Genomic DNA, 17,969 nt, shown 5'->3' with positions numbered 1-17,969 from the left:
GCGCGGTGCCGCGGACTGGGGACAGACCGCCAGTTTAAGTCAGCCGGGGAAACGCACCCAGAGCTCGGCTTCGGCCAGCGAACTGAAGACCCGCACGTCCAGCCCCTGCTCCTGCGCGTCGAGCTGGGTGGCCTCGTACGCACCGACGCGGTCCACGGAGCGCGCGACGTAGGCCCAACGGCGCCCGGCGAAGATCTCGAGCTCGAGCTGGCGGATGAAGGCCGCACGCTGCTCGCCGGTGAGCGGATCGTCGTCCATCAGGTCGATGGCCAGCACCTTGGCGAGGCCCCGTTCGGCGGCGAGCCCCTGCACGGCACGCCAGCAGCCCGCCATATGGGCGGGGGTGTGCCGACACCCACGGAACTCCACCACGAGTACATCGACGTCGATGCGCCAACGCAGGTCCGCGGGCTCGAGGCCCGCGATGGCCTGCATCGGCGTCACGCCAGTCACGCAAGCCACTCCGTCAGGGCTTCGCGCTCGCAAAGCAGCTTGAAGCTCGGGCGTGCGCGCATGCGATCGATGAAGCCGCGCAGAGCGGGCCACTCGGTGGCCGGCTTCGGCATGTTGCGCGACCAGCGGCACAGCATGGCGAGGAAGAAATCGGGCGCGGAAACCCGATCGCCCAGCAGGTAGGGGCCGTTGGCGGCGAGATGGGCCTCCACGCGGTCGAAGAAGGCCCCGATGCGCTGGCCCGCCGCGGCTTTCGCAGCGTCGCTGGCCGCTTCGCCCGCAGGCTCGTGCGGGTAGAACCACGTCCGGAAAGGCGGCTGCAGGCCATTGGCCATCAGCAGCAGCCACTGGTAGGCGGCGTTGCGCGCTGCGGTACCGGGCGGCGGCATGAGGCCGGCGTCCGGATACCGGTCGGCAAGCATCAGCAGCAACGCACCCGACTCGTTGTAGGCGGCGCCATCGAGGACGAGGGTCGGCACGACGCCAGCAGGATTGAGCTTGAGGTACTCGGCACCGCGCTGCTCGCCAGCGGCGAGGTCGACGCGACGCAGTTCGGGTGGGCGTCCGATGTCCAGCAGCATCCAGTGCACGCAAAGACTGGCGCTGCCGGGCGCGAAGTAAAGCAAGTCCATCGTGATCTCCAAGGGCGTGCGTACAGTGTGCGCCCTCGAGGGTGAAAAAACCCCGGGATGGTCCCGGGGTTCTTCGGCAGATTCCGAGCAGGCGGCTCAGGCCACCTGCACCTCATCGGCCTGCATGCCCTTCTGGCCGGCGACGACCTTGAAGCTCACGCGCTGACCTTCCTTGAGGGTCTTGAAGCCGTTACCCATGATGGAACGGAAGTGGACAAACACGTCCTGGCCGTTCTCCGGCGTGATGAAGCCGAAGCCCTTGGCATCGTTGAACCACTTCACGGTCCCGAACTGACGATCCGACATTGCTATGCGTCCTCGAACATTGGCTGGTTATGAACGGCGCAGGCATCGCGCCAAGACTGCTTGCCCGGGGAATCGTTGCGTCGATGCAGCGGATCGGTCGGATCAGCACACCTGGTCACGATGAACGGTGACCCAAGCGCAGCAGCGGCCTTACAGTAACCCGTGCCTGAACGAAAAGTAAGGCCCCGTGAAGCCGTGACCCAGTTCGCGAAAACGGGCCTCCGGGGCTGAACCCAGGACATCGGCTGTTGCGATGCAGCAGGAAAACGCGCGGATTTCCGCAAACAGCCATCGGGGAAAACCCGCAGGGCGGCCCGCCCCACCCGCTCCCGCATGACGGCAATCCACGTCGGCGCGTCCCCGGATGCGACAATGGCGGCTTCCCGTCGATGCTCTCCGGCATGTCCAGCGCCTTCATCTCCGAAACCATCCTCGACGTCCGCCACTGGACCGACGCCTACTTCAGCTTCACCTGCACGCGCGACGACGGCTTCCGCTTCGAGAACGGACAGTTCGTGATGATCGGCCTCGAGGTCGACGGCAAGCCGCTGATGCGCGCCTACTCGATCGCCAGCCCGAACTGGGACGAGCACCTGGAGTTCTTCTCCATCAAGGTGCAGAACGGGCCGCTCACGTCCCGCCTGCAGCACATCAAGCCCGGCGACACCCTGCTGCTGTCGCGCAAGCCCACCGGCACCCTGCTGATCAGCGATGTGCATCCGGGCGGTAACCTCTATCTGCTGGCCACCGGCACCGGCCTCGCGCCCTTCCTGTCGGTGATCCGTGACCCGGCCACCTACGAGCGCTTCGACAAGGTCATCGTCACCCACGGCGTGCGCAACGCCGACGACCTCGCCTACCGCGACTACATCGAGCGCGAGCTGCCGCAGCACGAGTACCTCGGCGAACAGATCCGAGAGAAGCTGCTGTACTACCCCGCCGTCAGCCGCGAAGGGTTCAAGCACCACGGCCGCATCACCGACCTGATGGCCAACGGCACCATGCAACGCGACCTCGGCCTGCCGGAAATCAACCCCGCGACCGACCGGGCGATGATCTGCGGCAGCCCGCAGATGCTCGCGGACTTCCGGAAGCTGCTCGACGAGCGCGGTCTCGTGGCCTCGCCGAAGATCGGCCAGCCGGGCCACTACGTGTTCGAGCGCGCCTTCGTCGAGAAATGAGCCCCTGATGCCCCAGTCCTCCCCACGGGACACCTTTGCCTTTCCGTTGGCCGCCGCGCTGTGGGCGGTCGCGGGGTCCTTCGCCGCGAGCCTGGTCAACACCGGTATCACGCTCGGCCGCTACATGGGCGACAGCGCGATGCCCGACGTGCTGCGCGACCTGCTCCCGGGCCTCGTCGGCCAGAGCCTGCTCGGCGCGGCGCTGATGGCCGTCCTCGTCTTCGTTGTCGCGACGCGTCGGCAGCGACGGGCGCCTGAGCGCATTGGCCACGGGCATGGCGCCGCTGCGGCCACCGGCCTGCTGGCAGCCTTCGGCGCCTGGGTCGCGGTGAGCCTCGTCTCCGCCCTGGCCTACAGCTTTATCCCCGCCCTGCAGTCCCCGATCGGCTTCGCCGTCGTCGGCGTCGCCATGTCCCTGCTGCACGTCGCTGTCGCCGCGCTCGGTGCCTCCGTGGGCGCCGCACTGGTGCTGAAGCCGGGCACGACCCCCATGCCGGCCACGCCTTCGCGCCACGCCTGGGCTGGCGCCGCGATCTTCGGCACCGTCCTCGCGTTCGGCATTGACCTGGTGAGCGGCGCGTTACCGGGCCTGCTGCACGACACCCTCGGTTCCGGCATGTTCGCGACCGCCCAATGGTCGCCGCTGTTGGCGCTGCTGGTCGGCGCCAACGTCGCTCTGGGCTACGCGTGGCGACGACGTCGGGCGGAAACCACGCTGGCCTGGTCGGGGGATGCCTGGGCCGCGCTGGCCGTCCTGCCGATCACCCTCGTCTTGGGTGCGGGGATCGGCGTGCTCGGGGTGGCGCTCGCCTACCTGATGGGCGATGGCGGCCTGCCTGCCCTGATGCTCGCGGGGACCGTGGTGCTGCTCCTCGCGGGTATCGCATTCGGCGCCCTCGGTGCACTCGCGGGGCTGCTGCGCACGCGCCGGGAGGCCCGTCCTCGCTGAAGCACGGCGCCACCACGCGGCGGCGACAGCATGGGCCTCAATGTGGGGCTCTCTCCGTTGATCCCGCCGAGCCGTGCCCCGATGCGTTCCGCCCTGCTCCTCCTTTCCGCGCTCGCCGCGGCGCTGATGCCCGCCAAATCGCGTGCGGAAGAACCCGCCTACACCGTGGTCGAGTCGATGGATGCCGGCGTCGAAGTGCGCGAGTACGCGCCGATGCTGGTCGCCGAAGTGGTGGTGGCCACCGAGGACTTCGGCCGCGCCGGAAGCCTCGGATTCCAGCCGCTGGCCGACTACATCTTCGGCAACAACACGCGGCGCGAGCGCATCGGCATGACCGCGCCGGTCACGCAGGAGCGCGAAGGCGAACGCATCGGCATGACCGCGCCGGTCACGCAATCGGACTCGCCGCAGGGCTGGGTGGTGGGCTTCGTGATGCCGGCCCGCTACACCGCCGAGACCCTGCCGCTGCCGCGCGATCCGCGCATCCGTATCGTCGACGTGCCGTCGCGGAACGTGGCGGCCATCCGCTTCAGCGGGCGATGGAACCCGATCCGCTACGCCGAGAACCTGCGCCTGCTCGAACGCGAGCTGGCCGAGGCCGGCTGGATCGCCGCCGCGGAACCCCAGTCCGCGCAGTACGACGCGCCCTGGGTGCCGGGCCCGATGCGCCGCAACGAAATCCTGGTGCCGGTGCAGCGGAGGGAGTAAAGCACCGCCGCGGGGCTTGGGCTCAGCCCAGCGCCTTCTCGATGTCCTTGCGCAGGCTCTCGGGCTTGTCGGTGGGCGCGAAGCGCTTCAGCACCTGCCCGTCGCGGCCGACGAGGAACTTGGTGAAGTTCCACTTGATGCCCTCGGTGCCGAGGAAGCCCGATTTCTCGCTCTTCAGCCAGTTGAACAACGGGTGTGCCTTCGGGCCATTGACGTCGATCTTCTTGAACATCGGGAAGCTCACGTCGTAGGTCAGCGAGCAGAAGTTCTTGATCTCCGCCTCGTTGCCCGGCTCCTGGTGGCCGAACTGGTCGCACGGAAAGCCCAGCACCACGAGACCCTTGTCGCCGTAGTCCTTCCAGAGCTGCTCGAGCCCGGTGTACTGCGGGGTGAAGCCGCACTTGCTGGCGGTGTTCACCACCAGCACGGCCTTGCCCTTGAACTCGTCGAGCGAGCGTTCCTTGCCGTCGATGTCGATGGCCTTGAAGTCGAAGGCGGTGGTCATGGGCGCGGGCTCCGGGATGGGGAGGTGAAGACTAGCGTGCCTCGCCTCGGCGGCGCGAGAAGACGGCCATCCACCCCGCCTTTCCGCACCGGCGCGCAAAAGGAAACGGCCCGGGGTCACCGGGCCGTCGCCGTTGCCACGATCTCGCCGCTCGCGCGGCGCGGGATCAGAAGCTCGCCTTGAACTCCACGCCCCACGTGCGCGGCTCGTTGATGAAGCCGGTGCGGTTGTTGAAGTCGATGCCGCCGACCGCCTCGATCTCGTTGAGGATGTTGCGACCGAACGCAGCCACTTCGTACTGGCCGAGGCCCCAGCTGTAACCCACGCGCACGCCGCCGGTGAGCAGCGGGGCGCCGGTGAACACCGTCGACTCGTACAGGAAGAAGTTCACTTCGCTGCGGTAGGCCCAGTCGGTGTAGACGTAGAGCTCCGAGTCGTCCGACAGCGGGATGCCGTAGCGGGCGGTCAGGTTGGTCGTCCACTCCGGCGCCTGCGGCAGCGGGTTGCCGTTGATGCGGGCCAGCGTGGCGCCGCCCACGACCACCGTCGGGTCGGTGACGAGGCAGCCCAGCGGGTTGCCGCAGATCGCCGTCGTCAGGTTCGCGTCCTTGATCTCGGTGCGGTTGTAGCCGGTGCCGAAGGTGACCAGCAGCTGGTCGGTCAGGTAGGCCTCGAGGTCGGCTTCAAAGCCGCGCAGCGACGACTCGTCGGCATTGAGCAGGCTGTTGAAGTTGGCGGTGCCGCCCACGGCGGTGAGCTGCTGGTTGTCGACGGTCGCGTTGAACGCGGCGAGGTTCAGGCGGGCGCGGTTGTCGAACAGCGCCACCTTCATGCCGACTTCGTACGACAGCACTTCTTCCGAATCGGCGACGGTGACCAGCTGGTTGGCCGGCAGCGCCGCGTTCGCGAAGGCGAGGCGGCCCTGGATCGACGGCGCGCGGAAGCCCTTCGCCACGCGGGCGTAGAGGTTCACGTCATCAGCCACCGTCCACGTACCGGCGAGGTCCCAGCTCACGTTCTCGTCCGACGGCTTCACGGTGATCGGCGCGATCGCCGGCGCACCGAAGGCGCCGAAGACGCGGCGGGCGGTGAAGTCCTTCTCGTCCTCGGTGTAGCGCAGGCCGGCGCGCAGCACGAAGGTCTCGCTCACGGCCCAGTCCACCGAGCCGAAGGCCGCCCACGCGGTATTGTCCTGGCGCTGCGTGGCGAGGGCGTTGATGGTGCCGCCGCCCAGCGTGTCGTAGCTGATGCTCTCGATGTCGGCCTGGTCCTTGAACCAGTACAGGCCGGCCTGCCAGTCGATGGCGTTGTCGCCGTTCGAGGCCAGGCGCAGTTCCTGCGTGGCCTGCTTGACCTCGGCCGCGTCGCCCGACTCCGCCGGGAACGCAATCAGGCCGGGGCCGCCGCCGCTCGGCAGGAACACCGCGCCGAAGCCACCGTCGATGTCGCCGCGCGAGGCGAGCTCGCCGTGGTTCAGGCTGGTGATCGAGAACAGCGTCGCCGAACCGAGGTTCCAGCTCATGCGCAGCGAAGCGCCGTCGGTGTCCAGCTCCTGCTGGTTCAGCGCGTCGATCGACACCTTCTCCGGGTCGAAACCCGGCACCAGGCGGCCGTCGGCGCCGAGGATGTTGGCGCGGAACAGGCGGGCCGTGCCCTTGAGGTCACGCATCTGCACGCTGAGGAGGGCTTCGAAGTCCTCGCTGGCCTGCAGCAGCACCTGGCCGCGGAAGGCCATGTCTTCGTAACCCTCGACCGCATTGTCGCGACGCGTGCCGGCGAAGGTGTTGTCCACCCAGTCACCGCGGCGCTGGTACAGCGCCGAAGCGCGGCCGGCGAGCGTCTCGGTGAGGCCGCCGCCGATGGCGGCTTCGGCGTTCATCGTGTCGTACTCACCGTACGAGAGACGGCCGTAGCCGGAGGTCTCGAAGTCCGGGCGCACCGAGTCGAACTTCACGAGGCCGGCCGGCGTGTTGCGGCCGAACAGCGTGCCCTGCGGGCCGCGCAGCACTTCGATGCGGTCGACGTCGAACACCGGGAAGCCCTTCAGCGTGACGTTCTCGAGCACGACGTCGTCGTACACCAGCGACACCGGCTGCGAGGCGTTCAGGTCGAAGTCGGTGTTGCCGAGGCCGCGCAGGTAGAAGCGCGGGAACACGCGGCCGAACGAGGATTCGACGTTGAGGCTGGGCGAGCGGGCCGCGAGGAAGCGGATGTCGTCGCCACCGGAGCGGATCGCGTCCAGCTTCTCGCCGTCGACCGCGCTGACCGCGATGGGCACCTGCTGGGCGTTCTCGGCGCGACGGGTGGCGGTCACCGTGATGGTGTCCAGCGTCGTGGCGTCGGTGTTGGCGTCCGCGGGGGCGGCATCTTGCGCCGACGCGAGGGCCGGCAGGGTCAGGGCGATGGCGAGGGCCAGCGCGTGACGGTTCAAACGGGTGGTCTGGGTGCGGCGCATCTCGGTTCCTTGGAGACGAAAGGGAGTGGGATTCGGGGCCGTCCTGGCCGGGAAACGCAAAACCCCGCGCCGAGCGCGGGGTAACGGAAGTTTAACTCGGCTGTGCTGGAGCCGCGGCTCGAATGCCGCGGCCCCGCAGGGCTCAGTGGTCGTGCCCGCCGGCGCCGTGCACGTGGCCGTGCAGCACTTCCTCGACCGAGGCCTCGCGGACTTCGACGATCTCGATGTCGAAATGCAGCGGCATGCCGGCGAGCGGGTGGTTGGCGTCGATGGTGACGGTGTCGGCATCGACCGACTTCACCACCACCGTGATCGGGCCCATCGGGCCGTTGGCCTCGAACTGCATGCCCGGCTGGATCTCGACGTCCTGTGGGAAGGCGGCGCGCGGCACGGCCTGCATCATCTCGGGGTTGCTCTCGCCGTAGCCTTCGGCGGCCGGAACGACGACCTGGAAGCTGTCGCCAGCGACGCGGCCGGCCATGGCCTTCTCGAGGCCCGGCACGATCTGGCCAACGCCGTGGAGGTAGGGCAGCGGCTCACGGCCGCGGGAGCTGTCGATGACCTGGCCTTCGGGGCTGGTCAGCGTGTAGTGGAAGGAAGCGACGGTGCGCTCAGCGATCTGCATCGGGGATTCTCCTTCAGAAATGAAAAACCCCGGGCGCAAGCCCGGGGTTCGTCACGCAAACGCGTGGGTGCGGCTCAGAGCGCCTGGACGGCGTCGGCCTGCAGGCCCTTCGGGCCCTTCACGACGGTGAAGCTGACCTTCTGGCCTTCTTTCAGCGTCTTGAAGCCCGAGCCCTGGATCGAGCGGAAGTGCACGAACAGGTCTTCGCCGCCTTCGCGCGAGATGAAGCCGAAGCCCTTGGCGTCGTTGAACCACTTGACGGTGCCGGTCTGACGATCGGACATGAGTTGTCTCCTAGGAACAGATTCGATGTTTTGAGGTTTTCACCGGTTTTGGGACCGGCGGCTGTCTGCTGGGAGGCAACACAAGGGCGATGTAGCGGATCATCGATCTACCGCATCGGGACACAATTCACCGTGACCCGGCAAGCTCAGCGAGGCCGACCTTAAACCTTTTCTTGACGAAAGCCAACTTTTTTGTCTGGGAGGGGAACTTCGCGGTTCAGGCGGAGTCCCACCCCGGCTAGACTGGAGCCTCGATGCCTTTCGCTTGCCCGCCCCTGCTGCGCTTCGCCCTGCATGCGCTTCTCGCGATGGCGGTCCTGCTGCAGGCCAGCGTGGCCGTCGCGATGCATGCCTCACCGGTGGTGGGGTCGAATGGCGACACGCCAGCCCCCGTGGCGACCGAAGCCGCAACCACGCTGCCGCCCTGCCACGCGCTGGCGGCCGCGGTGGCGGACGCCGACCCGGCCACAGCGGCCGATTGCTGCAGTGATTCGGCGCTCGGTGAATCCTGCCGCTGGGCGTGCGCCCAAGCGCTCGGCGTGACGCCTTTGCTCGTGCTCACGAGCGAGCATCTGCTGGCTGCCGGTCCCAGCGCGACGCCGATCCTGCCCGCCCTCCGCTGGACCGCGCAGTCCCCGCTTCGCCCGCCCATCGGCTGAACCCGTTCGCGCCGCACCGTCGCGCCCGCTGCGCGACGGACCTGCAACGCAGGCGTCCCCGCCTGCCGCACGGAGTTCCCATGCCACGCATTCTTTCCGTGGGCCTGATGGCCCTCGCCGGCGTCGTCCTCGCCTCGCCCTCTCTCGCCCGCCCGATTTCCTACGCCGGTGGGCACATGCTGATGGTCGAGCACGAGCCGGACGTCGACCGCTTCAGCTACACCTACTCGCCCAGCTTCCGATGGTCGGCGTCCGTCGGCGGCGTCCGCGCCGACGGCCTCGAGCGCACCAACGAGCTCGAACTGGGCTATGTCCGTGCCTCGCGTCTGCTGCATCGTTGGAACCTGCCCGCCGCGCAGGCCAACGCCTTCGTCTGGGGCGGAGTTGGCCAAGGCCGCACCGCGCTCGGCGACGGGCTGGCGCGGCACGTCGGCCTGCAGCTCGACTACGAGACACGGCGGATCTACACCTCGCTGGTCACCGAACTGCACGAAGGCGACGGCTGGTCGCACCGATTCGACACCGCCGCGATCGGCTGGGCACCCTACGAGCACGACATCGACCGGGTCGCGACCTGGGTGGTGCTGAAGGGCATGCGCACCACGAACGCCATCGACGACGACATCAAGCCCGTCGCGGTGCTGCGCTTCTTCACCACCCGCTGGTGGCTGGAAGTGGGCGCCGACGCCGATGGCCGACCGCTCGCCAACGTGATGGTCAATCTCTGAACCCCGCCCTTCGATACCCACAAATTCCAAAGGACTTTCCCATGATCCGCTCCTTCCTCTCCCTCGCCGCCGCGGCGCTCGTGCTCGCTGCCACGTTCGCGGCTCCGACGCTCGACGCCCGCAGCCTCCGCATCGAAGTCAACGGCCTCGTCTGTGCGTTCTGCGCCGACGGCATCACCCGTGCGTTCAAGAAGGACGCCGCCACCGCCGAGGTGTTCATCAGCCTCGAGAACAAGCTGGTCGCCGTGGGCCTCAAGGACGGGCAGGACATCGCCGATGCCACGGCGACGAAGCTGCTCACCGACGCGGGCTACACCGTGGTGGGCATCCAGCGCACCGACGCCACGGTCGCCGCCATCAAGGCCGAGGTCAGCGGTGAATGAGTTGAAGCAGGGCCTGTGGGGCGCCTTCGGTGCCCTGCTGGCCAGCTCGGGCACGCTGGTCTGCTGCGTGCTGCCGGCGGTGATGGTGAGCCTCGGCGCGGGGGCCACCCTCGCCGGGCTGGTCACCGCCGTTCCGCAGCTCATCTGGCTCTCGGAGCGCAAAGGCCTGGTGTTAGGCGTGGCGGCGCTCGCGCTCGCCATCGCCGGCATGCTGCTTTGGCGGGCGCGTTCGGCGCCTTGCCCGGCCGATCCGGCGCTGGCCCGTGCCTGCACGAGGCTGCGCCGCTGGTCGAACGGGCTCTACGTGTTTTCGGTGCTCGCCACGATCACCGGCGCGCTGTTCGCCTTCGTGCTGCCGGCGCTGACTTGAGCAGAGCGGCGGCCCTCGGGCCGCCGCCTCACCACTCCGTGCGGTTCGGCAACAGCCCGCGCAGTTCGGCGTCGGTGAGGTTGCGCCACTGGCCCGGCTTCAGGTGGCCCATCTGGATATTGACGATTCGGCTGCGGAACAGACGCTTCACGCGGTAGCCGAAGTGCGTGCACATCAGGCGGATCTGCCTGTTCAGGCCCTGCGTCAGCACGATGCGGAAACCGACCGGGCCGATCTTCGAGACCTTGCAGGGCAGCGTGGTCTGGCCGTGCATGGCGATGCCGCCGCGGGCCATGCCACGCAGGAATTCCAAGGTGACGTCCTTGTTGACGCCGACCAGGTACTCCTTCTCCTTGCTGTTCTCGGCGCGCAGGATCTCGTTGACGATGTCGCCGTTGCTGGTCAGCAGGATCAGGCCTTCGCTGTCCTTGTCGAGGCGGCCGATCGGGAAGATGCGCTGCTCGTGGCCGATGGCCTCGACGATGTTGCCGGCCACATCGGCCTCGGTCGTGCAGGTGACGCCGACGGGCTTGTGGTACGCGATGTAGACGTGGCGGCGTTTGTTCGCGGCACCGGCGGCGCGCTGCGCGACGTTCTGGCCATCGACGGCGACTTTGTCGCCCTCGCCCAGTTCGGCGCCGACGCGGGCGCGGATGCCGTTGATGGTGACGCGGCCTTCGCCGATGAGGCGGTCGGCTTCGCGGCGCGAGCAGTAGCCCGCCTCGGAGAGGTATTTGTTCAGGCGCATCGCTGCGTGCCGAAAGGGAAAGGGCGCGCAGGATACCCCCCGGCCGGGCCGGGCACCTGAACCCGGCCCCTCACTTCAGGCCTACGCGCGGCGCGGGGATTTCGGCGATCCTCGGCGGCTCGCCAACCCACGGGACCCCGCATGAGCCTGCTGCGTCGCCTCGCCCTGCCCCGCGCCACCCGCGCGACCACCGCCCTGCTCGCCCTCGCGGCCGCAGCCGCCAGCGCCGTCGCCGCCGCGGCGGGCCGACCGATCACCCACGAAGACCTCTGGGGCTTCGCCCGCCTGTCGCCGCCGGCGCTGTCGCATGACGGCCGCTACGCCGCGGTGGTCGCCACCCAGCCCGCCTACGACCCGGCGCAGCAAAGCGCCGACCTCTGGTTGCTGCCCACCGACGGCAAAGGCCAGCCACGCCAGCTCACCTTCAGCAAGGCGGCGGAAGCCAGCCCGGTGTTCAGCCCGGACGGCTCGCAGCTGGCCTACACCGTGCAGCGCGAAGGCGACACCGCGCCGCAGGTCTACGTGATCGACCTGGCCCAGGGTGGCGAGCCGCGCCGCGTGACGTCGATCTCGACCGGTGCACGCACGCCGCAGTTCTCGCCGGACGGCTCGCGGATCCTGTTCATCAGCACGGTGTTCCCCGGCACGATGAACGATGCCGACAACGTGCGCATCGCCGCCGAGCGCAAGGCGCGCAAGGACAACGTCCGCATCTACACCGGCTTCCCGATCCGCAACTGGGACCGCTGGCTCGACGACCGCCAACAGCGGATCTTCGTGGTGCCGACAAGCGGTGGCGAGGCCAAGGACCTGCTCGCCGCTTCGGCGCTGGTGAAGGAGCCGGGTTTCGGTGGCCGCTTCACCGAGACCGGCGAGGAGATCGACGCCACCTGGACGCCGGACGGGCAGAGCGTGGTGTTCGCGGCCACGGTGAACCGCCACCGCGCCGCCTTCGCCAACACGCATACCGACCTTTACCGCGTACCCGCCACCGGGGGTGAAGCGGAACGACTCACCGGCAACGGCACGTTGGAGGCGCAGGACAGCCATGGCCGTCCGCAGTTCAGCGCCGATGGAAAAACGCTGGTGGCGCAGCTCACGCCGCGCGGCGCGAAGGTCTACCAGCCCACGCACCTCGCCACGTTCTCGTGGCCGGCGGCCAAGGCCGGCCCGACGATCACCCTCCCCGGCGACCTCGCCGTATCGAGCTTCGGCATCGATGCCGACAGCCGCACGGTGTGGATGACCGCCGAAGAGGCGGGCCACGAGAAGCTGTTCACCGCCCGCATCGGCGACACGCAAGCCCGCCGCGCGTTCGAAATGGACCGTGGCGTGTACACCGGCCTGCAGGTGGCCGACGCCGCTCGCGGCGTGCTGGTGGCGAACTTCGACAGCGCGGTGAATCCGCCGGAAGTCGTGCGCATCAACTCGCGCGGCGGCCATCGCGCGATTTCGGCGTTCAACAGCGCGCAAGCCGCGACGCTCGACCTCGCGCCCGCCGAGACCTTCTGGTTCGAGAGCGAGCGCGGCGCACGCATCCACAACCTGCTGGTGAAGCCGGCCGGCTTCGACCCGGCCAAGAAGTACCCGCTGTTCGTGCTGATCCACGGCGGCCCGCACATCATGTGGCGCGATAGCTTCTTCACCCGCTGGAACTACCACCTGATCGCCGGCACCGAGCGCGTGGTGCTGCTGACGAACTACACCGGCTCGACCGGCTTCGGCACCGCGTTCGCGCAGGGCATCCAGGGCGACCCGTTCGAGGGCCCGGCCAATGAGATCAACCAGGCCGCCGACGTCGCCATCGAGCGCTTCGGCTTCATCGATGGCAGCCGCCAGTGCGCCGGCGGCGCCAGCTACGGCGGGCATCTCTCGAACTGGCTGCAGGGCACGACCACGCGCTACCGCTGCCTCGTCAGCCACGCCGGCCTCGTCAATTCGGAAGCCCAGTGGGGCACCTCCGACGTGATCTTCGGCCGCGAGCAGAACGCCGGCGGCCCGGTGTGGGAGCGCGGTGGCGTGTGGGTGTCGCAGAACCCGATGCTCAAGGCCGCCAGCTTCCAGACCCCGGTGCTGGTGACCATCGGCGAACAGGACTTCCGCGTGCCGCTCAACAACACGCTGGAATACTGGTCGCTGCTGCAGCGCCGCGGCATCGAGAGCCGATTGGTGGTGTTCCCGGACGAGAACCACTGGATCCTGAAGGGCGAGAACAGCCGCACCTTCTACCGCGAACTGGACCAGTGGCTGGATCGCTGGGAATCCGCGCCAGCGAATTGAGCGTGTCGGTTCAGGCTCGACGAAGAGGCCCGGCAATGCCGGGCCTTTTTCATTCCCCGCCGTCAGGGCGTGGGTGCCGGCGTGGCCTCCGCCGGCTTCGCGAAGGTCTCACCGAAGAAATTGCCGGGATGCCACGAGGGCCGGGAGTCGTCGTTGGCGACCTCGTTGATCACCCGCGCGTTGAGCCGCGCCAGCATGGCCAGCGAGGGCCAGTCGATGGCCTGCGAGAGGTCGTCGCCCGGCTGGTGGTAGCGCTCCTTGCGGAAGGCCTCGACGCGCGCCGCCTGGTCCTGCGTCGGATCGGTCGAGCGCATGCCCTCGTCGATATAGAGCGCTGGGATGCCGGCGCGCACGAAGGCGTACTGGTCGCTGCGGACGAAGATCACTTCCTCCGGCTTCGAGTCGGGCGTCACCGCCACGCCTTCCGCCGCGGCCGCACGCTCCACCACCGCACCCAGCGTCGAGTTCTCCGCACCGAAGGCCGTGATGTCGGCCAGCGGTGCCAGCGCCACCGGCATGTCGATGTTGATGTTGGCGACGATGGCCTCGCGCGGCACGGTCGGGTGCTGCACGAAGTAATCCGCCCCCTGCAGGCCGGATTCCTCCGCCGTGACGGCGAGGAAGATCACGCTGCGCCGCGGCTTCACCGGCCCGGACGCGAGCAGCCGCGCGGCCTCGAGCATCACCGCGATGCCCGAGGCGTTGTCGAAGGCGCCGTTGTAGATGGCGTCGCCACCAATCGGCGCGCCCTTGCCCACGTGGTCGAGGTGCGCCGAGATCACGACGTATTCGTTCTTCAAGGCCGGGTCCGTGCCTTCGAGCACGCCGACGACGTTCGCGCTCTGGCGCTGGCGGATCATCGAGTGGCGCTCCTGCTCGACGGTGAGCGGCAGCTCGAAGGCCTGCGGGGTGCCGGCTTCCGCCGCCGCATAGGTGTCGTCGAGCGTCTTTGGCGCGCCGGCAAATAGCGCCGCGGCGCTGTCCGGGCTGATCGAGGCCCGGATCGCCAACTGCGGCCACGCGCCATTCGGCACGCCCTCGTCGTTCGCCCAGGCCATCCGCGAGCGCCAGCTCTGCTGCACGAGGCGTTCCCACGGCGTGCGCTGCTGGTCGTCGCGGGTCTGGATCTGCAGGATGCCGACCGCGCCGCGATCGACCAGCGCCTGCGTCTTGGTGAGCCCGGCCGAGTAATGCGCGCGCACTTCCGGCGGGAACTTCGAGGGCGCACCGCTGAACACCACGACCACCTTGCCCTTCACGTCGATGCCGGCGAGGTCGTCATGCCCGTGGTCCGGGGCCGAGACGCCGAAGCCGGCGAAGACCATCGGGGCTTCGGCCAGCACCTTGGCCTGGTCGAGGCTGGCGACCGGCAGGAAGTCCTTGCCCGGCGCCATCGTGACGGCGGGACCGGTCGCCGGGCGCAGCACCAGCCGCGAGGCCGGCAGCAGCGAGAGCGATTCCACCAGCGCGACCGGCTGCATCCACGACCCCTCGGCGGCACCGGGGCGCAGGCCGATCTGTGCGAACTCGCTGGCCACGTAGCCGGCGGCGATGTCGTAACCGCGCGTTCCGGAGAGACGGCCTTCCAGCAGGTCGTCGGCGAGGAACTCGACATGGGCGCGGATGGCCGGCGCGGAGGCCTCGGGCAGCGGGTCGGCCGCCTGTGCGGCGGCCTCCTCGCGCGGCGTGCAGGCACTCAGCAGAAGGGCCGTCGCCAGGCCAACAGCCAGTGGCGACAAGACAGGAAGACGGCTCGGGGACATCGGCACTCCACGGCGGGATCGGGAATCCCCGAGCCTACCGGAAGGCGCAAGCCGCAGACGCGGGCGACTCAGGCCGGCTGGGCGAGCAGCGCGTCGATGCGCGCGTCCTTCTCTTCCCACAGGGCGTTGAGCCAGTGCTGGAAGCGGATGCGGTAGTCGCGGTCGTTCTCGTAATCGCCGCCGATGAGATCCTGCGGCACCTCACGCAGGCGCAGATCGACGCGGATCTCGCGCACCTTGCCGGCGAACAGGTCGACGATGCTCGGACGCCCCTGCGGATAAACGATGGTGACGTCGACGATGCCGTCGAGCAGTTCGCCCATCGAGTTCAGCACCTGCGCCACGCCGCCGGATTTCGGCTTCAACAGGTGCCGGTAGCTGCTCTGCGCCAGCTTCTTCGCGTTGGCGCGCGTGCCCTCGACGAAGTTCATCACCGACACCGGGATCTCGCGGAACTTGGCGCAGGCCGCGCGCGCGGTTTCGAGGTCGCGGCGCGCGAGCTCGGGGTTCTTCTGGATCTGCGACTTGCTGGCGCGCTTCATGAAGGGGAAATCCAGCGCCCACCACGCGAGGCCGAGCACAGGCACCCACTTCAGCGAATCCTTCAGGAAGAAGCGCTGGAACGGGATGCGGCGGTTCAACACCTTCTGCAGCACCGGAATATCGACCCAGCTCTGGTGGTTGCTGAGCACGAGGTATCGGCGCGCGCGGCTGAAGGCGGCGTCGCCGGTGATGACCCAGCGCGTCGGGGTGAAGGTGGCGATGGCCCAGCCATTGACGGCGATCCAGCTCTCGCCGAAGGCCGGCATCCAGCGCGACACCGCGGCACGCGCGCGCTTGAAGGGCAGCATGCCCTTGGCGACGGCCAGCGCGAGGATCGGCGTGGCATGGAGGACGGTGTTGATGGCGACCAGCACGCCAGCGGCGGCGGCACGAAGCCAAGTGATCGGGGCGAAGCGCATGGGCGGAGGGTTTCGGGACACCTGTGCAGTTTAGGCCGGGCCGGGTGAACCGGCGTGAGCGCGACGCCCTCGGGAGGTCGATTCAGGAACTGCAGCTCAGTGCGGAGCAGCCGGGGCGGTCCTTGGCCCAGTCCGGGCGGCGGGCCGCGAAGCGCTCGGCGCCGGGCTGCGCGTCGTAGGGCCGCTGCAGCACCTCGAGCAGGGCGTGCAGCTCGGCGGTATCGCCCTGCTCGGCCGCGTCGATGGCCTGCTGCAGTAGCCAGTTGCGCGGCACGACCCAGGGATTCGCGGCATCCATCCGGGCGCGCCGGGCTTCAGCGGGTTGCGGATCGGTCGCGAGACGCGCGGCGTAGCGGGCCAGCCAGTCGCCAAGCGTCGCAGCTTCGCGTTCGGCCTTGGCTCGGTCGTAAAGCGCCGGCGCGAGCGCTGCCACCGGATCGACGACGGCGGCGGCTTCGAGGGCAGCGAGCGTCCGGAAGAAGATCGTGAAATCGACCTCCGCCGCCTGCAGCGCGCCGAACAGGCCCGACACCAGCGCCGCGTCGTCGTCGCGCCACTCGGCCAAGCCCAGCTTGTCGGCCCACATCTGCGCCTGCGCCGACTGGAAGGCTTCGACGTAGGCGTTCATGCCCGCCGTCAGCGGCTCGGCGTCGGGGAACAGCGGCGCCAGCGCCGAGGCCAGGGCCGAGAGGTTCCAGTGCGCGACCTGCGGCTGCGCGGCATAGCGGCAGCGCCGGCCCGGGAGGTCGGTGGTGTTGGGCGTCCAGTGCGGGTCGGCGTCGTCGAGGAAGCCGAACGGCCCATAGTCGATGGTGAGGCCGAGCACGCTCAGGTTGTCGGTGTTCATCACGCCGTGCACGAAGCCCACGCGCATCCAGTGGGCCATCAGCACGCCGGTGCGCCGCGCCACCTCGGCGAACCAGTCGGCGCGCGCGTTCGGCCCGATGAGCTGGGGGAAGTGGCTCGCAATGGTGTGATCGACGAGGCGTTCGAGCAGATCGCGCTCGCCGCGCGAGGCCGGCAATTCGTAGTGGCCAAAGCGCAGGAAGCTCGGGGCCACGCGGCAGACGATGGCGCCGGGCTCCGGCTTCGGGTCGCCGGCATAGAGGATGTCGCGCACCACGGCGTCGCCGGTCGCCACCAGGCTGAGCACGCGCGTGGTCGGCACGCCCAGCGCGTGCATCGCTTCGGAAGCGACGTACTCGCGCAGGCTGGAACGCAACACCGCGCGCCCATCGGCACGGCGCGAATAAGGCGTCGGCCCGGCGCCCTTCAGCTGGATTTCCCAGCGCCTCCCACCGCGCCCGGCCGCCTCGCCCAGCAGCAAGGCACGGCCATCGCCGAGCTGGCCGGCCCAATGCCCGAACTGGTGTCCACCGTAGTTGGTAGCGACCGTTGTCGCGCCCGATGGAACGGCGTTACCGGCCATGAGGTCGAGGAACGACGGCGAGCCCAGCGTCGCCGCGTCGAGCCCGAGCTCCTCGGCCATCGTCGGCGGGAACGCGAGCAGCCGGGGGGCCGAGACGGGCGTGGGCACCGTCGCCGACCAGGCCATGCCGCGCACGTCGCGGGTCCCGGGGCGCGGCTCGGCCTCGCCGGGCAGCTCGCTCACCATTCGGGCGGTTTCAATGCGCATCACGACTCCGAAGTTTTCATCAGTTTACGAATGAAGGGCGTCCCCGGTGCCGCAAGGCGCGCAACGCTGCAGGCCGCGGCCGTAGACTCGTGCCTTCGCTTGCTCGAGCCACGCCGCCTTGGATGCCACGCCGCCCCGTCCACTTCCGATCCGCCACGGGCGGTCGGCATGGCTGTGGGCGACGGTACCGCTCTGGCTGGCGGCCTTCGCGGCCGCCCGCCTGCTCGAGTACGCGCCGTTCGCCAGCCTCTGGTTTCCGCCAACAGCGGTGACCTTCGCGGCGCTGGTGCTGTTCGGCATCCGCGGCATCCCGCCGGTGTTCATCGCTGCGCTCCTCGGCCA

General features: G+C 69.1%; 19 protein-coding genes and 1 pseudogene. 9 read left to right on the top strand and 11 right to left on the bottom strand.

What is annotated here, in order from left to right; translation table 11 throughout:
- Nucleotides 1-39: 39 nt before the first annotated feature.
- The 3 genes from O9255_RS05795 to O9255_RS05785 all read right to left on the bottom strand — a co-directional run bounded on the left by O9255_RS05795 (nt 40) and on the right by O9255_RS05785 (nt 1,391).
- Nucleotides 40-453, bottom strand: a complete 414-nt coding sequence (locus O9255_RS05795; RefSeq protein WP_297865903.1) for a hypothetical protein — start codon at nt 451-453, stop codon at nt 40-42.
- Nucleotides 450-1,085 (bottom strand): glutathione S-transferase family protein, encoded by a 636-nt coding sequence (locus O9255_RS05790; RefSeq protein WP_297865902.1) that lies wholly within the window; start codon nt 1,083-1,085, stop codon nt 450-452. Before O9255_RS05790 ends, O9255_RS05795 begins: the two co-directional genes overlap by 4 nt.
- Nucleotides 1,086-1,181: 96 nt before the next feature.
- Nucleotides 1,182-1,391 (bottom strand): cold-shock protein, encoded by a 210-nt coding sequence (locus O9255_RS05785; RefSeq protein ID WP_297865901.1) that lies wholly within the window; start codon nt 1,389-1,391, stop codon nt 1,182-1,184.
- A 401-nt stretch (nt 1,392-1,792) separates the two neighbouring features.
- Between O9255_RS05785 and O9255_RS05780 the strand changes: the two genes are divergently transcribed.
- The 3 genes from O9255_RS05780 (at nt 1,793) to O9255_RS05770 (ending at nt 4,229) form a co-directional block, all read left to right on the top strand.
- Nucleotides 1,793-2,572 carry a ferredoxin--NADP reductase gene (locus tag O9255_RS05780; protein ID WP_297865900.1) on the top strand — a complete coding sequence of 260 codons (780 nt, stop codon included), beginning with the start codon at nt 1,793-1,795 and terminating at the stop codon, nt 2,570-2,572.
- 7 nt (nt 2,573-2,579) lie between these two features.
- Nucleotides 2,580-3,521: a hypothetical protein gene (locus tag O9255_RS05775; protein WP_297865899.1), complete on the top strand. Its 942-nt coding sequence runs from the start codon at nt 2,580-2,582 to the stop codon at nt 3,519-3,521.
- Nucleotides 3,522-3,602: 81 nt separating this feature from the next.
- Nucleotides 3,603-4,229 (top strand): heme-binding protein, encoded by a 627-nt coding sequence (locus tag O9255_RS05770; RefSeq protein WP_297865898.1) that lies wholly within the window; start codon nt 3,603-3,605, stop codon nt 4,227-4,229.
- A 22-nt stretch (nt 4,230-4,251) separates the two neighbouring features.
- On the opposite strand, the gene O9255_RS05765 is transcribed toward O9255_RS05770, so the two are convergent.
- The 4 genes from O9255_RS05765 to O9255_RS05750 form a co-directional block, all read right to left on the bottom strand.
- Nucleotides 4,252-4,734 (bottom strand): glutathione peroxidase, encoded by a 483-nt coding sequence (locus tag O9255_RS05765; protein WP_297865897.1) that lies wholly within the window; start codon nt 4,732-4,734, stop codon nt 4,252-4,254.
- A 166-nt stretch (nt 4,735-4,900) separates the two neighbouring features.
- A complete protein-coding gene (locus O9255_RS05760; protein WP_297865896.1) occupies nt 4,901-7,189 on the bottom strand; it encodes a TonB-dependent receptor in 2,289 nt (762 codons plus the stop codon).
- 142 nt (nt 7,190-7,331) lie between these two features.
- Entirely contained in the window at nt 7,332-7,814 is a 483-nt protein-coding gene (locus tag O9255_RS05755) for a peptidylprolyl isomerase (RefSeq protein ID WP_297865895.1), read from the bottom strand.
- Between the two features lie 74 nt (nt 7,815-7,888).
- Nucleotides 7,889-8,098: a cold-shock protein gene (locus O9255_RS05750; protein WP_297865894.1), complete on the bottom strand. Its 210-nt coding sequence runs from the start codon at nt 8,096-8,098 to the stop codon at nt 7,889-7,891.
- A 254-nt stretch (nt 8,099-8,352) separates the two neighbouring features.
- Between O9255_RS05750 and O9255_RS05745 the strand changes: the two genes are divergently transcribed.
- From O9255_RS05745 to O9255_RS05730, 4 genes are all read left to right on the top strand, one after another.
- On the top strand, nt 8,353-8,757 hold the full coding sequence (locus O9255_RS05745; RefSeq protein ID WP_297865893.1) for a hypothetical protein: 405 nt from the start codon (nt 8,353-8,355) through the stop codon (nt 8,755-8,757).
- An 80-nt stretch (nt 8,758-8,837) separates the two neighbouring features.
- Nucleotides 8,838-9,485 (top strand): hypothetical protein, encoded by a 648-nt coding sequence (locus tag O9255_RS05740; RefSeq protein WP_297865892.1) that lies wholly within the window; start codon nt 8,838-8,840, stop codon nt 9,483-9,485.
- A 41-nt stretch (nt 9,486-9,526) separates the two neighbouring features.
- Nucleotides 9,527-9,868, top strand: coding sequence for a hypothetical protein (locus tag O9255_RS05735; protein WP_297865891.1), 342 nt, complete (start codon nt 9,527-9,529; stop codon nt 9,866-9,868).
- Nucleotides 9,861-10,238 carry a hypothetical protein gene (locus tag O9255_RS05730; protein WP_297865890.1) on the top strand — a complete coding sequence of 126 codons (378 nt, stop codon included), beginning with the start codon at nt 9,861-9,863 and terminating at the stop codon, nt 10,236-10,238. The genes O9255_RS05735 and O9255_RS05730 overlap by 8 nt, the downstream gene beginning before the upstream one ends.
- Nucleotides 10,239-10,266: 28 nt before the next feature.
- Here the strand turns inward: O9255_RS05730 and O9255_RS05725 are convergent, their stop codons facing one another.
- Entirely contained in the window at nt 10,267-10,986 is a 720-nt protein-coding gene (locus O9255_RS05725) for a pseudouridine synthase (RefSeq protein WP_297865889.1), read from the bottom strand.
- A gap of 141 nt (nt 10,987-11,127) precedes the next feature.
- Between O9255_RS05725 and O9255_RS05720 the strand changes: the two genes are divergently transcribed.
- Nucleotides 11,128-13,266: a S9 family peptidase gene (locus O9255_RS05720; protein ID WP_297865888.1), complete on the top strand. Its 2,139-nt coding sequence runs from the start codon at nt 11,128-11,130 to the stop codon at nt 13,264-13,266.
- A gap of 62 nt (nt 13,267-13,328) precedes the next feature.
- On the opposite strand, the gene O9255_RS05715 is transcribed toward O9255_RS05720, so the two are convergent.
- The 3 genes from O9255_RS05715 to O9255_RS05705 form a co-directional block, all read right to left on the bottom strand.
- Complete coding sequence (locus O9255_RS05715; protein WP_297865887.1) at nt 13,329-15,029, bottom strand: M28 family metallopeptidase; 1,701 nt, start codon at nt 15,027-15,029, stop codon at nt 13,329-13,331.
- A gap of 68 nt (nt 15,030-15,097) precedes the next feature.
- Nucleotides 15,098-15,991: an acyltransferase gene (locus O9255_RS05710; protein ID WP_297865886.1), complete on the bottom strand. Its 894-nt coding sequence runs from the start codon at nt 15,989-15,991 to the stop codon at nt 15,098-15,100.
- Between the two features lie 82 nt (nt 15,992-16,073).
- Nucleotides 16,074-17,627 carry a protein adenylyltransferase SelO gene (locus O9255_RS05705; protein ID WP_297865885.1) on the bottom strand — a complete coding sequence of 518 codons (1,554 nt, stop codon included), beginning with the start codon at nt 17,625-17,627 and terminating at the stop codon, nt 16,074-16,076.
- A gap of 118 nt (nt 17,628-17,745) precedes the next feature.
- Between O9255_RS05705 and O9255_RS05700 the strand changes: the two are divergent.
- A pseudogene (locus tag O9255_RS05700) lies at nt 17,746-17,969 on the top strand (hypothetical protein); the annotation flags it as partial.

It is taken from the genome of Silanimonas sp. (assembly GCF_027530345.1).
Classification (GTDB): Bacteria; Pseudomonadota; Gammaproteobacteria; order Xanthomonadales; family Xanthomonadaceae; genus Silanimonas.
This window is presented reverse-complemented; position numbering and strand designations above follow the sequence as displayed.

What these genes read in the sequence shown, in the direction of transcription:
- O9255_RS05745 (WP_297865893.1), top strand. Translation starts at nt 8,353, where the DNA reads ATGCCTTTCGCTTGCCCGCCCCTGCTGCGCTTCGCCCTGCATGCGCTT.
- O9255_RS05785 (WP_297865901.1), bottom strand. Translation starts at nt 1,391, where the DNA reads ATGTCGGATCGTCAGTTCGGGACCGTGAAGTGGTTCAACGATGCCAAG.
- O9255_RS05775 (WP_297865899.1), top strand. Translation starts at nt 2,580, where the DNA reads ATGCCCCAGTCCTCCCCACGGGACACCTTTGCCTTTCCGTTGGCCGCC.
- O9255_RS05705 (WP_297865885.1), bottom strand. Translation starts at nt 17,627, where the DNA reads ATGCGCATTGAAACCGCCCGAATGGTGAGCGAGCTGCCCGGCGAGGCC.
- O9255_RS05750 (WP_297865894.1), bottom strand. Translation starts at nt 8,098, where the DNA reads ATGTCCGATCGTCAGACCGGCACCGTCAAGTGGTTCAACGACGCCAAG.
- O9255_RS05770 (WP_297865898.1), top strand. Translation starts at nt 3,603, where the DNA reads ATGCGTTCCGCCCTGCTCCTCCTTTCCGCGCTCGCCGCGGCGCTGATG.
- O9255_RS05715 (WP_297865887.1), bottom strand. Translation starts at nt 15,029, where the DNA reads ATGTCCCCGAGCCGTCTTCCTGTCTTGTCGCCACTGGCTGTTGGCCTG.
- O9255_RS05735 (WP_297865891.1), top strand. Translation starts at nt 9,527, where the DNA reads ATGATCCGCTCCTTCCTCTCCCTCGCCGCCGCGGCGCTCGTGCTCGCT.
- O9255_RS05740 (WP_297865892.1), top strand. Translation starts at nt 8,838, where the DNA reads ATGCCACGCATTCTTTCCGTGGGCCTGATGGCCCTCGCCGGCGTCGTC.
- O9255_RS05790 (WP_297865902.1), bottom strand. Translation starts at nt 1,085, where the DNA reads ATGGACTTGCTTTACTTCGCGCCCGGCAGCGCCAGTCTTTGCGTGCAC.
- O9255_RS05780 (WP_297865900.1), top strand. Translation starts at nt 1,793, where the DNA reads ATGTCCAGCGCCTTCATCTCCGAAACCATCCTCGACGTCCGCCACTGG.
- O9255_RS05755 (WP_297865895.1), bottom strand. Translation starts at nt 7,814, where the DNA reads ATGCAGATCGCTGAGCGCACCGTCGCTTCCTTCCACTACACGCTGACC.
- O9255_RS05725 (WP_297865889.1), bottom strand. Translation starts at nt 10,986, where the DNA reads ATGCGCCTGAACAAATACCTCTCCGAGGCGGGCTACTGCTCGCGCCGC.
- O9255_RS05765 (WP_297865897.1), bottom strand. Translation starts at nt 4,734, where the DNA reads ATGACCACCGCCTTCGACTTCAAGGCCATCGACATCGACGGCAAGGAA.
- O9255_RS05710 (WP_297865886.1), bottom strand. Translation starts at nt 15,991, where the DNA reads ATGCGCTTCGCCCCGATCACTTGGCTTCGTGCCGCCGCCGCTGGCGTG.
- O9255_RS05760 (WP_297865896.1), bottom strand. Translation starts at nt 7,189, where the DNA reads ATGCGCCGCACCCAGACCACCCGTTTGAACCGTCACGCGCTGGCCCTC.
- O9255_RS05720 (WP_297865888.1), top strand. Translation starts at nt 11,128, where the DNA reads ATGAGCCTGCTGCGTCGCCTCGCCCTGCCCCGCGCCACCCGCGCGACC.